Origin of the sequence: Pseudomonas sp. TAA207 (assembly GCF_001529285.1) — a bacterium.
Taxonomy (GTDB): Bacteria; Pseudomonadota; Gammaproteobacteria; order Pseudomonadales; family Pseudomonadaceae; genus Aquipseudomonas; species Aquipseudomonas weihenstephanensis.
This window is the reverse complement of the sequence record NZ_LLWJ01000066.1, coordinates 213,624-226,902: the sequence shown is the minus strand read 5'-3', so window position 1 is coordinate 226,902 and position 13,279 is coordinate 213,624. Positions and strand designations below refer to the sequence as shown.

Below are 13,279 nucleotides of genomic sequence, written 5' to 3'. Positions count from 1 at the left end.
CATCAAGTCGAGGACATTTAAGGTCCGGAAAGAAAAAACGCACCGCGGTGAATTTTTTCGTGTCTCCATGTATCTGATCCCCAAGAGCGAGTGCCATCACTGCGATGGCATTCAGCGCGCGCAAAACGCGTCTACCCTTCATACGACTGGGTCAGCGGTTTGGAACGGACAGAACAGATAGAAGAGGGACACGCATGATATCTCGCAAGAAAAAGGCCAAGCCCATCGGGTTGAAAGACATCACCATTGTCGACGACACCAAGATGCGCAAGGCAATCACCGCTGCGGCATTGGGCAACGCAATGGAGTGGTTTGACTTCGGCGTCTACGGTTTTGTCGCCTATGTCCTGGGCAAAGTCTTCTTTCCCACTGCGTCTCCCAGCGTACAAATGATCGCCGCATTGGCGACCTTCTCGGTGCCCTTCTTGATCCGGCCTTTGGGCGGACTGTTCTTCGGCGTACTGGGCGATAAGTACGGGCGGCAAAAAGTCCTCGCCGCGACCATCGTTATCATGTCGCTCAGCACCTTCGCCATTGGCTTGATCCCCTCTTACAACTCGATTGGCATCTGGGCGCCGATCCTGCTGTTGCTGGCGAAGATGGCCCAAGGCTTTTCAGTGGGCGGTGAATACACCGGTGCTTCAATCTTCGTCGCCGAATATGCACCCGACCGTAAACGCGGCTTTCTCGGCAGTTGGCTGGACTTCGGCTCCATCGCAGGCTTCGTGTTCGGCGCAGGCGTGGTGGTGCTGATTTCCACCGTCCTGGGGGAAGAAAAGTTTCTTGAGTGGGGCTGGCGCGTGCCGTTTTTCCTGGCTTTGCCACTGGGCATGATCGGCCTGTATTTACGTCACGCCCTGGAAGAAACACCGGCCTTCCAGCAGCATCTCGAAAAACTGGAGCAAGGTGATCGTGAAGGGCTGGCCGCAGGCCCCAAGGTGTCGTTCAAAGAGGTGGCCACCAAACACTGGCGTAGTTTGATGACGTGTGTCGGCGTGGTCGCCGTGACCAACGTGACCTACTACATGCTGCTGACCTACATGCCGAGCTACTTGTCACACAACCTGCATTACAGTGAAAACCACGGTGTGCTGATCATCATTGCGATTATGGTCGGCATGCTGTTCGTGCAGCCACTGATCGGTTTTGTGAGTGACAAGATCGGTCGCCGCCCGTTCATCATCAGTGGCAGTGTGGGGTTGTTTTTCCTGGCTGTACCCGCGTTCATCCTGATCAACAGCGGCAAGCTGGGATTGATCTTCGCCGGGTTACTGATGCTCGCCGTGCTGCTCAACTTCTTTATCGGCGTGATGGCCTCCACACTGCCTGCGATGTTCCCCACGCACATTCGCTACAGCGCACTGGCCAGCGCCTTCAACATCTCGGTGCTGATCGCAGGCTTGACCCCGACTGCCGTGGCCTGGCTGGTAGAAAGCACCAACGATCTGTACATGCCTGCTTATTACCTGATGGTGATCGCCGTGGTGGGCCTGGTAACGGGCATCACCATGAAAGAAACCGCTAACAAACCGCTACGCGGCGCCGCGCCGGCAGCCTCTGATATTGAGGAAGCACGCGAGTTGCTCCAGGAGCATCACGACAACATCGAGCAGAAAATCGAAGACATCGACGCGGAAATCGCCGATCTGGAAGCCAAGCGCAAAAACCTGGCACAGCAGCATCCGCGCATCGAAGAGTGATCTGAGCCGAACCCGAGAGCCACGCACGCTGTGTCATGTGAATGAACAGCGTGCGTTATTACGCTTTAGGTTCACGTGAGCAAGTCAGTGATCCACCGCATGTATTGCTCTGTTTCCTGGATTTTTTCACGGGGGACTGCCTGGCGCGCCAGGCTCAAGCTGGTCAGGGTCTTGTGTTTTTGCTGTTGCATGCGCTGCCACTTGGCCAGAAACAACGGGCTGCGCGCTTGCATGAGCAACGGCCCGAAGTACAGCTCTTGGGCGGAGTAACTCACCGGCCCGCTGCGCTCGGCGACGATTATTTCGTAAAAAAAACAGTTCTCGCGCAGCAGCTCCTCGCAGAGGATGCGGTAACCGTTTTCCATCAGCCATTGGCGCAGAGGCTGTTCACCGCCATTGGGCTGCAAGATCAAACGCTCCTCACCGCTGAGTATTGCCTTGCCGTGTTCGAGGATATCGCGGATCGTCTCGCCCCCCATTCCGCAGAGAGTGACGACAGTGATGGCGTCTTGGGCTTCGATCGCTGCCAGACCATTGGCCAGGCGCACAGTGATGTGTTCACTCAGGCCATTTTCACGCACGGTGCGGGTGGCCGCATGGAACGGCGTCAGCGCCACCTCGCCTGCTATGGCTGCCACGATGGCGCCGCGGCGCATCAAAGCCACTGGCAGATACGCGTGATCGGAACCTATGTCCCCCAAACGCCCGCCCGCCGGGACGTGCGCCGCCACGCGCTCTAGGCGCACGGACAATGTGTGTTCATTCAAACGATGCTTCCTTTTGACCACGACTGCCCGATACCTCGGGCATTTATCAGTGGGCGGCATGATGCGTGGAGAGGCTTACAGGGTAAAGCGGTGAAACGCGTTGAAGTCAGGCTTGAATGCCTAATCAGCGTGTTCGCCTTGAAGCCGGGGATAGAGGTCAAGCACTTCGGCCGCAGTGAGTGTCGAAAACCAGAACGCCGATTCCCCGTCGTTCACATGCGCAACCAGGCGAGGGAACGCCGTTCACGGATTGTAAGTTGAGCATTCCGAGCCTGTTTTCAATGCAACATCACCGAACGCAGATACAGGGGGCGCCCCCCCCTGAGAGCAGCATCCAGATCCCGTTTTTAAGCTAAAGGATCAGACAACAGGCTACCTGCGCCTTGTGATTCAGGTTTTCTAAGAGTCAGCCCGATCCCCCGCTTGTTTATGTCCGTAACGCCGGACATATCAATCGTATAAATATGGGGCGCTTCTTTATAAAAAACGGCGCCCTCCGGCACGTGATTCAAATTAAGTGTGAATGCTTTTTCTACGCAGCTCCAACGGGGTGCACCGATCCGGGTCCGGCCAAACACATCAATCACATGTTGCGGATTGCCTCTCATCTCACCAGGCGCAATATCCGTGAAGTAAATGACATGTTTATATTGCTCGGTGAGTGCCCCTCGACCAGAAGGGTTGCTACTGCTGTAGGGGAGGACATTGCCTGAACCTGTCCCGCGAAGCGCTGCGTATTTATCATTCGTTAAATAGTGGTAGGCCTGCGGAAGATCTGCCTTGGCGATTTTAACGCGCTGGAAAGTGGCTGGGGCTGCCGGTCTTGCCCGCCTGGCCGAAGGCGTTGCTTCATGCGTATCGGATGCCGGGCGGCGTCTACTGGTCTGTGGTGCAGTGGATGGCTGAACTGGCGCAGGCAAGACAGGTTCTGGCAGAACCGCTGCCACTCGACTTGCGGCCGCTCCTTGAACAGCCTGCGCCGCTTTCAAAGCCGCTTCATGCTTGCCTTTATAAACCGGGCTGGTAAAAGAACTGCCGACCGCGTTTTGTTGTAATACTTTTTTAATGGCGGCATAGCTATCGCCGCCGTCCCTCAGCGTATCGACATACTTGATTTTCTGTTCAGGGGTCAGCGTTTTCATGCCCGCAACGTTATCCATGATGGGGGACAACTCTTTGAGGGCCTCCGACGACCTTGCATCCAGGCTCTGACGGGCGCAGGTCACTGTTAAAGGGGTCGATTTCATACCGGCAGAAGCTCCATCCCCCGCGCTTTGACCAGGCCCGCCCCCCCGCAGCCCTGCATGCTGCTGAAGATGCCAACGGCCATCCTCCCAGTTAACCCTGCGCGAATCTGCCCGGTTATTCGGCGCATAAATGATCCGTTCCCCCTGCTGCACAGCTGTTTTTACGTATTGCCCCTCCAGCTTCAGATAGCCCTGCGCACCTTGTTGATAGAGGCCGCGCTCCCTGTTGGTGACTTGAAGCCCCTTGGGGTCAAAGCCTTTAATCACATACCCCCTGACCTGCGGATTGAGCAGCCGTGGCAGCGACGACAGTGGCACGTTTGCCTTGATCCCGCGCCCAAGCCTGCCGCCACGCGACAATATGAACTCTGCCCCCCCGTCCTTGAGCACGTTACCCAGACCACGAAGAAAATCTCCGGCCCACTGGTTAAAGCTGCCCCCCTCGCCCTTTATCGACGATAAAGCGGCCCCCGCCACCATCATGGGTAGCATTGCGCGCGCCAGAATCCCTCCTGCACGGCCAGCCGGGAACATGGAGACCATTTCTAAAAACAACAAAATGGCTTTTTTTCGAGCTTGCTGCGCCGCATCGCTGTCTCGTTCAGCGTTCGACACGGTCAGCATGTCCGCTGTTTTCAGCGCACTGCTCATCTGTGCCTCGTGCTGGGCTTTGAGCAGGTTGCCTGTCACCTCTACCGATGCGAGTTTTAACCGAAAATCTTCAGCGGACCGGTGTTTAAGCGGTTCGAACACGGACTGTATGGCCGTTGTGATTTTGTTACCCGGTACGGGGGCAGCCTCCTTCGGCGGCAAGCTCCCAAGCTGCGCCTCTTGTAGTTGGAGCGGTAACTGCGAAATCAGCCAGCGGGTCATCTGCGGCGTGGCGGTCAGCGACTGCGCGACAGCATTATTCAGCGCCTCAACCGTATTGGCATGCACCTCCCGGAAAACCTTACCGTCTGGTGCGCCCGGTGTGTACAGCGTCAGCGACGGACGACTCCCCAGCGTCTTCACCCCGAACGCCACCACGTCCTTTAGTACATCCTCTCCCCACTTAAGCTGGTGAGCCACCACTGCATGGCCATTGACCAGCGCCCGCCCCTGCGGCTCGGGACTGTCCAGCACCGCCAGCACCTGTTTAAGCCCGGTTTTCTCACGGTCATGCGTCAGATCACCCGAGATATGGGCGGCCAAAACTTCTGCCCTCATCTGCTTGCCTTTGAGCTCCATCCACTGCGCCTGCTGCGCTCGACCCGTAACTCCCAGTGATTGCACGAAGCGGCTGCCCACATCAGCCGTTTGCACAACATCTAGAATCTGCGCATGACTCAGTCCCCCCTGCTCCTTATGGTTAGGCGCATTGCGTTCGCCCGGCGTCAGGTTGGAGATGGCCCAGTCCGTCAACGAACGGGTGTCATAAAAAAAGTCCTTTATCGAACTCAGTAGTACGTTGGGTGAGATCGGCGAAGAATCGTCAAATTCATTAAGGTTCAACGGCTGATCATCGACACTCAAAAGAACATGGTCCGGGTCAACCTGCGGGTATTTCTTCTCTGCGATGATCCGCGTCAGCTCTTTATGGGTCCAGGCCTTTATGGTGTCTGGGGTGGCCAGTGTTACCGGATCAGGGGGCAGAGAAGCCGTGTTTGCCACTGCCTGTTCCCACTCTTGGGCAGCCGCCCACCAGGCTTTTCTGTCCGGGTCGGTTACGTCGGGATTGGCGTGCAACCAGGTATTGAGTTTTTTCAGATTCACCTGAAATTCACGCTCATCCGTCACACTGGCAAGATCCAGCCATGAACCCACGTCCGATGCCGCATCCAGCCTGCTCAGCCAATCCTCGCAGGTTTCATCGCCAGCGGGGCCCTCTGCCAAGGCGCCCGTCACGTTGGCCTTCTGCATCTCACGTATCTCCCCAACCATATGGGTCAGGAAACTCCCTGCCACAGGAACGAGTTTCAGCTCGCCTGCCCCGCTCTCATTCTTTGCCAGATGAGCGTTGAGCGCCGCGCAATCAGCAAATTCCTCCAGTGCGCGCCCTGGTTGCCACAGCACCAGTCGGCCCGGATCAGCAATGCTGTCGTGCTGTGTTATCACGCAAGAACCCGGTAACGGCATGCCGCTGTCCCACCCTTCAGGCGTATAACTGAGCGAATACACACCGGGGCGACTGGGCTCAGCCATTTTTGCGCGTGACTCCACGTCAGGTGACGCCAGAGCGGCTGTCACCTGCTCGTGCGCCTGTGAAGTGAGCGCGCCGTCCTGCAAAAACATATTCGCCTGCGCACCCAGCTGCTGCTGCAACTGTGTAGCCAGCCAGTCGCTGACGTTACGTCCCTGGGAGACACCGCCAGGTTTATCCCAGAAAGCGTTAAGTGCCCGACCCAACATAGACGCCGTACCGGACGATGCAGCATCAACCAGCAGTTTTTCAATTTTCCCTTTGGCATCATTGCTGTTCAGACCTGGAGCGAGCGTTGTTACGCTGCCCGTCTGGCGCAGGATCTCAACGTCCCCCATGTTTAAAAACACATCGCGCAGATTGAGTTGACCGGCAACTGCTTGCCAGTAGAGATCACTCAGCGCAATTGTCTTACCTTCATTCTGTGAGCCGGTCTCATTTTTCAAGAAACGCACCGACAATTCATCCGCTTTCAGGGTGCCCACATGAGAAGGAAAGGTGTTGGCAAACCAATCATTCAAATGCCGCGACGCCGTATCGCTGGCCCGCGGCACGGTCTCGTTCAAACGAATCATCTCTTGCTGAGAAGCGCGCAGCTGGGTGATGAACGGCGCTGCAGGATCTGCCGGTGGAACTGCGGACTGAGCGCTGGAACGGGGTACAACCGGCAGTGGCAGGCTTTCTTGCACTGCACGGCGAACACGATGGGGGGAGGATGAAGAGATGGCGCTCAAGGCCGATGGCCCGGTTAGAAAAGCAGTCAGTGTCTGAGCCAGATGGCCTGAGCGATCGTGCGAGCCGGAGGCAACTGCCGGAGGACGGTATTGAAGACTCATGGCACCGCCGTCATGCAATGATTTTTCCATCTTCAATACCTTCATCACCGCTTCACGCAAGGCGTTCACTCTTCTCTCAACCAGAGGCGGGGAAGCGGCCATCCTTGATAGGTTCCCTGCAGGCTGACGGCGCAGGTTAAGCGCCAATGCCAAAGACAGCGCGCTGGCATGCTCCCTGAGCTGTCCATATTCAGACTGGGCCTTGCTCATAAAGTCTTTGGCGGCACGATGGTGTTCTTTTCTTGGCTGATGGGCGTTTTCCTGCAAGTCCTCAACGCCCCCCAGAAAGGCAGCGCTCAAGCGCTCGGCATCGGGCGCCATTGCGCGAAGACGCATCAATGATTGGGCCAGCATGCCTGCACGCCCACTGGCATTGTCCTCACCGGTAATGTCGTGAAGCTGGTGGGCTAACGCGCGAAGTGCTTGAGTACTTCGAATCAACTGACGGCAATTATCTGTGAGCTTTTTAAAGTCTCGCAGCTCTTCGGCAGACGGCGTGACAGACGCGTCTGTTTGCGGAGTTAAATGCGCAGGTGCAAAAGCAGAAGAAGACGATAGTTTCAAGCAGACCCCCGGTCAGCAAAGGTGTATCTCTATTTGATTTACAGAGGAGTGGCGACGGGAGTGGGGAAAGTTCACCGTCGATAATTACACAGTCGTTACCCTATAAATCAGTGACGCATCTACATCAGAGTGCCTCACCAACGCCCGATCTCGCGCAGTAGGACGCGCACATGAACAGGTGTCGTATGCAGGGTTGCTTAGCTCAGGCACAGAGCCGGTTCAGCGCTCTCAGTTCGAAATATCGCACACAGCAATACGCCGGCAGCTTGAAGTTGAGGTACTGCATTTCTTTTCTCTGTGGAAGTCATCATCGTTGATCGGGGCGAAAAGGTCGGGGTATCCCTGGGTACTGATATCAGCCAGTCCATCGCCCAAGCCTGCGAAGTGCCGGAAGTGAAATGGCGCTTGAAATCATCCGTCGTGGCGGTCGATGACAGCGGTGTGACTCTGGATGATGGCCATCATCATTGAGGCCAAAACCGTGATCTGGACCACAGGCGTGCGGGCTAATACATAACCGCGCAGAACCCCGGCGAACGCGATTTGCTGGGGCGTTTGCTTGTGGACGCCAACCTTCAAGTGATTGGCCTCCCCGAAATGGTCTATTCCTGCGCGGCAACTAGAAGGCTGTAGAAGAGATGTCCTGAGCCCCACCAGTGATAACAGAAATTCGCCGCCTGACAACGTCTGCGGTCTTAACTTCGATCTCTCGCTCTACTAGGCTTCCCCCGCCACACGCTCCGCTGTAGGTCGAACCTAAATTATGGCGCCCTGCTGGCAAGCCAAACCTGGTCACCCCCCCAGAGGCGAATTCAGTTGCAAGCGTATCGTCTATATATAAGCGGTAGTGACAACCAGCCCCGTACAGACTGCCATCGCGTACCACAACAATCCGAGCATCACTGTGCCCGCCAAATGCATACAGCCTTTTCGCTGGAACAGCATCTGGCCGGTCAGAGGACACTGGCGAACGCCCACAACCCACCAACATTAAAAATGCACAAGCTGCGATCAAAACGCGCATGTTCGTCCCTTAGTGGTGCATCGCTGACTGTGTCAGCTCGCCTAAATCTGTGAAAAGTATCAATCTCAGACACCTCGCTGGCCAAAGGATCTAATACGCGAGCTCTGGATCTAAAGAGCACGAGAAAAGACCGCAACCTGGCTACCCACTGAAATGATCAGCATTGTTGCCGTAAAGAGGGCATTGATTTCCACCAACCCATCCTAATGTTTCGCAAAAAAAGAATAGGCAGCAGCCCTCCTCTCTCACGCATCAGCCTAATCATTCAGGTGATACCCAAAACGGCTTAAAAAGTACTTGAATTCTTTTTGTGTGAGCATGAATTTTTGACATCGCAACTATCAGTCGCCCTCACACGAATTCAACTATTTAAATCGAAGAGGACACCTCAACATTGTGTGATGACATGATCACGACACGTTCCCATGATAGCCGCCCGTCCCTTCCCAATCGGTGCGGGCACCATTGGAAGGCCCGACCAGTTCACCCTTTAAGTTCTCGGAGTAAAGCTCTTTGATATTAATCCCGTTCCTCTCAAGAATAGGGCGCTCTTTGGCATTCCATGTATTGGCAAGATACGTGGCGTCCTGATTAAAAGGGTCATTCTTTGAAATAGCATGGACCGCTACAGTTTCGCCACTTACCTGATTGGCATAGCGCATGGACAAATTATCCCAGAGCATGTTTACGGCGGGCGCCTTACCCGTAGGGATATAGGAAGTAGCACCTGTTTTGTCCATGCCCGTTTGCTTGAGCATGTCGACGCCTAGACGGCTCACGCCCTTTTCAATCAATGCTTTGTGCGGTGCATACCCTGGAGGACTTGCATCAGTTGGACTGGCATACTTGAAACGTTCTTTCAGATACAAAGAGCTGTCCGACTCACCGCTGTAGTTGTCCAAGTGATGGCCACCTTCCGTCATTTCTAAAGTAATACCATCAGTCTTTCGAGCAATAGACTGTGCTGTCATCACGGCGGAGTGAATCACCTTGCCATTGCTGAACGTATTGCCACTCCAAAAATGCGACTTGTCGGGGGGAGTTGACACATCAGCCGTCGCGGTAAAAGCCCCCAATGCCGATAGCTCTTTGTTACGTTCCATTATAATTTCAGCCGCGCTTTTGAGCATCGCGGTGCCCTGGGGAGCAGGTTGTTCTCGTAACAACCTGAAATCACCCTGTTTTTTATCGGCCGCTTGACCATGTACTTTGGCCACTGCCGCTCCGGCTCCATCGTTGCCTTTCATAAGTTCTAGACGCGTCAGATTTAGAGGCAATCGCAGTGAATCGCCTGAGCCAAAATCGTTAATCTTTTCTCGATAAGAAGGGCGAATATCAGGTAAGACCGTCGTGGAATGATTGTCTGAAGGGGTTGAGGTACTTGATTTCGCCTCGGGATTACGGCTCTCACGATTGATGCTCCGGTCGAAGTACGAGCCTGGAGTTCCCATGGGCGCAGATAGCTTCATATCCTCTCCTGTATCATTAACCATCAAAAAAGTTTCAGGCATACCAACTTTCGTAGCGGATCAACCCAACAAAAGAATATGTGACAAAAAAGACAATAAAGTTCCAAACAGAACCCATTACTACGTCCGACTCATATGCCACAAGATGTAAATATCTGTTCACCCCTTACCTCAACCCCAAGGTATCTATTAAGCCCTCCCTAATGATGCTAAATCGAAGCAGCATAAATAGTCAGGGTTACTCGTACTGTGGTGGAGTCAATCAACCAGGCCTCCAGATCAATTAATCCCTGCGCGTTGAGCTTGATGGGTAGTTGCTCAGTATCTGGTCAAACGTTGGCAGAAGCAGACATTTGTCCTTATGTCAAAAGCATTCATAATGATTGCTCCCGCAAGAGCGAAAAGTTGATGAATTTATGTTTGATCAATACTTGAAACGATGGGCGTTGACCCTCGACGGTGATGCTTTCGTCTCGCTGAATGGCCATCTACTTCCTGTTCGCTACCACGGCACACCCGCTATGCTCAAAATCTCGCCAGAGCCAGAGGAGCAAGCTGGCAATCGGCTCATGGCTTGGTGGGACGGTCAGGGAGCAGCGCCCGTGTTGGCACATGATGGCGAAGCCTTGCTTATGGAGCGCGCGAGCGGCGTGCGCTCGCTCATGGACATGGTGAACTGCGGCCAGGATGACGAAGCGACTCGTATTCTCTGTGCTGCGGCAGGCCGCCTTCACACACCACGTACACAACCGGCTCCTGCTTTAGTTCCACTGCTGCAACGGTTTGAAGCCCTATGGGGCGCAGCGGCAACCCACCAAGGCGTCTTTGAGCAATCTGCAAAAGCCGCTCGCGAGCTCTTGCATGCCCCCCGCGACGTAGGGGTACTGCATGGTGACATCCACCACGCCAATGTATTGGACTTCGGCCCTAAGGGGTGGCTCGCTATCGATCCTAAGGGGCTCTATGGTGAGCGCGGTTTTGATTACGCGAATATTTTCTGCAATCCAGATAGCCAAAGCGCTTTGGCGCCAGGTTGTTTTGCGCGTCGGATCGAGATCGTGAGACGGGCCGGTGACATCGATCACCGCAGATTATTGCAATGGGTACTCGCGTGGACCGGCTTGTCAGCTGCCTGGATGCTCGAAGACGGCATTGAACCGTCTACCCCACTTGAGGTGGCGAAGCTTGCAACGTTGGCACTCGGGTTGTGAGTTTTACGGTAGGGGCCTGTCAGAATAATTTTCTGTGAGCTTTGGGCGGATGAGGTTGTTTGATGGCTGCTGACTGCGGCCAAGAAGCGGACATTCAAAGTAAAAGCCTCTCCCGACCAGCGCTGACGTTGTCGCAAAGAAAAAAGCTCCTTCAGCGAATTTACCCCTTTACCTGTCTACAGCTTCATAGTTTAGGGTGTACGCCATAGAACGAGGGACTGGTGATGTATCGCATTTCCGAGCTGGCGCTGAAAGTAGGTTTAAGTCGCTCTACGCTGCTTTACTACGAAAAGTTGGGGTTGATTTCATCCAAGCGGCAGGCCAATGGTTATCGCGCCTACTCAGAGCATGACCTGCAACAGTTGAAGTTGCTGCAGCAGCTACAAGCAGGTGGCCTGACTTTAAAAGAGTGCCAAGCGTGCCTGGACACGCGCATAGACCGGGCATTGTTACTTGAACGATTACAGTCTCTGGAACAAGAGATTGCGCACAAACAACAATCCAGAGATCTGCTCGCAGCAATGCTTGGGAAGGCCTCCATGCGTGGCTGGCACCAAGCTTTGGAAAGCCAAGCTCCTGGAGCTCATTTGGCCTGGTTGCTCAAGCAAGGTTTCAACGAAAAGCAGGCACTGCGTTTGAAGTGGTTATCAAAAGATATGAATGAGCATGACCACTATATGGCCGATTTCGAGCGAATCTTTGATGGTTTGGATCGCTTGGGACCGGGTTCTGCTGAAGATACATTGGCGGCCCTGAGTACGTTACCCGCTGCGCCAAAGACGTTGTTGGACATCGGTTGCGGCCGTGGGGTGAGCACACTGTTATTGGCACAACATACCCAAGGGCTGGTCACCGCCGTGGACAATGATGAGTACAGCCTGGCACACCTGAGGGCAGCCGTCACAACCCATGCAGTGGAACATCATGTCCGGCTACTGTGCGCCAGCATGACCGCGCTGCCATTTGAAGGTCGTTCGTTCGATGCCATTTGGGCCGAGGGCAGCGCGTACATAATGGGCTTTTGTAACGCCCTCAAAAGCTGGAGACGGTTTATCAAGCCACAAGGCTTCTTGGTAGTCAGCGATTTGATATGGCTAACCGATAGTCCGCGCTCTGAGGCTTCATCGTTCTGGCAGAAAAACTACCCTGATATGACGACGCTGGAAAATCGAGTCTCCAGCATTACAGCGCAGGGTTATCGAGTCGTTTGCAGTTTTCCATTAAGCCGCCATGCGTGGGAAAACTACTTGAACCCTCTGCGTGAAAAGATTGCAGAACTGTGCGCAGAAGACTTTTCCTCAAAAGCCCTGGCAGACATCAAAGACGAGATTGATATCCACGAGCGCTTTCTGGATGACTACGGCTACCAGTTCTTCGTGTTGCAGAACAACGGCGCCTAGCATCGAAGCAGCGCTCACCATGTCCTGACACTTATTGGATTGACACCATGAATATTTCCAAATTGGAACAACGGACGCTGCACGTCCTCGCAAAAGGCGGCCGCATCTCTCACCAGCGCGACGCGTCAGGCCGGGTCAGAGCGGTCGAATGTTATACCCGAGAAGGCCATTTGCTTTGCGACTGCACGCTGAACGTGTTCAACAAACTCAAGGCCAAGCGTTTACTCAAGTCCATAGACGGCCAGCCTTATCGAGTCAACCCATCAGGGTTGCAGGCGGTGCGTCCGCAACTGGATAACCGTTAATAATCGGAGTTGTCATGAATATTGAAACGCTGCATGGGCGCCTGGAATTCCTGCGGGAGTCCGAGCGACTAAAAAGCGTACTCAGAAGTGCCCACACTTCAACGGGGCGCCAAGAAAGTACCGCCGAGCATAGTTGGCGACTGAGCCTGATGGCCATGGTTTTCGCTGACGAGCTCAAAGGCCTTGATCTCTTGAAAGTGCTCAAACTCTGTCTTGTTCATGACTTGGGTGAAGCTATAAACGGAGACATTCCCGCCGTGAGCAAAAACGACTTTCCGCACAAAAGCGAGCAAGAGCGTGCTGACCTCTTACATCTGACTCGCACACTGGATGACGGCGCGCGGGGGGAAATACTGGCGCTCTGGGAGGACTACGAAAATGCTACATCCGCTGAGGCCGTAGCCGTCAAAGCACTCGACAAGCTTGAGACGATCCTGCAGCACAACCAAGGCATCAATCCACCTGACTTTGACTATGCGTTCAACCTGACCTATGGCAACCAGTACACAAAAACCACTGCCCTTTTCAACACGCTACGGGGCCTAATCGATCGAGACACCAGAGAAAAACTCAA

Annotated in this window: 7 protein-coding genes and 3 pseudogenes; 6 read left to right on the top strand and 4 right to left on the bottom strand. The window is 54.5% G+C overall.

The window, feature by feature from the left end; genetic code table 11:
- Nucleotides 1-194 precede the first annotated feature (194 nt).
- On the top strand, nucleotides 195-1,700 hold the full coding sequence (gene proP / locus AP059_RS13200) for a glycine betaine/L-proline transporter ProP (RefSeq protein WP_048365518.1): 1,506 nt from the start codon (nucleotides 195-197) through the stop codon (nucleotides 1,698-1,700).
- 71 nt (nucleotides 1,701-1,771) lie between these two features.
- On the opposite strand, the gene AP059_RS13195 is transcribed toward proP, so the two are convergent.
- Both AP059_RS13195 and AP059_RS13190 read right to left on the bottom strand, forming a co-directional pair.
- Nucleotides 1,772-2,467 (bottom strand): tRNA (adenine(22)-N(1))-methyltransferase, encoded by a 696-nt coding sequence (locus AP059_RS13195; protein WP_059763230.1) that lies wholly within the window; start codon nucleotides 2,465-2,467, stop codon nucleotides 1,772-1,774.
- Between the two features lie 347 nt (nucleotides 2,468-2,814).
- Complete coding sequence (locus AP059_RS13190) at nucleotides 2,815-7,296, bottom strand: dermonecrotic toxin domain-containing protein (protein WP_131811523.1); 4,482 nt, start codon at nucleotides 7,294-7,296, stop codon at nucleotides 2,815-2,817.
- 297 nt (nucleotides 7,297-7,593) lie between these two features.
- Between AP059_RS13190 and AP059_RS22765 the strand changes: the two are divergent.
- A pseudogene (locus tag AP059_RS22765) lies at nucleotides 7,594-7,884 on the top strand (FAD-dependent oxidoreductase); the annotation flags it as partial.
- Between the two features lie 846 nt (nucleotides 7,885-8,730).
- On the opposite strand, the gene AP059_RS13185 reads toward AP059_RS22765, so the two are convergent.
- Nucleotides 8,731-9,831, bottom strand: coding sequence for a hypothetical protein (locus AP059_RS13185; protein ID WP_131811522.1), 1,101 nt, complete (start codon nucleotides 9,829-9,831; stop codon nucleotides 8,731-8,733).
- 194 nt (nucleotides 9,832-10,025) lie between these two features.
- Nucleotides 10,026-10,126, bottom strand: a pseudogene (locus AP059_RS23055) (IS5/IS1182 family transposase); the annotation flags it as partial.
- A gap of 79 nt (nucleotides 10,127-10,205) precedes the next feature.
- Here AP059_RS23055 and AP059_RS13180 point away from each other — a divergent pair.
- From AP059_RS13180 to AP059_RS22760, 4 genes and pseudogenes are all read left to right on the top strand, one after another.
- Nucleotides 10,206-11,000: an aminoglycoside phosphotransferase family protein gene (locus AP059_RS13180; RefSeq protein ID WP_059763233.1), complete on the top strand. Its 795-nt coding sequence runs from the start codon at nucleotides 10,206-10,208 to the stop codon at nucleotides 10,998-11,000.
- A 224-nt stretch (nucleotides 11,001-11,224) separates the two neighbouring features.
- Entirely contained in the window at nucleotides 11,225-12,400 is a 1,176-nt protein-coding gene (locus AP059_RS13175; protein WP_059763234.1) for a MerR family transcriptional regulator, read from the top strand.
- A 47-nt stretch (nucleotides 12,401-12,447) separates the two neighbouring features.
- Nucleotides 12,448-12,705, top strand: a complete 258-nt coding sequence (locus tag AP059_RS13170; protein WP_059763235.1) for a YjhX family toxin — start codon at nucleotides 12,448-12,450, stop codon at nucleotides 12,703-12,705.
- A 14-nt stretch (nucleotides 12,706-12,719) separates the two neighbouring features.
- Nucleotides 12,720-13,277: pseudogene (locus AP059_RS22760) on the top strand (HD domain-containing protein); the annotation flags it as partial.
- Nucleotides 13,278-13,279: the final 2 nt, after the last annotated feature.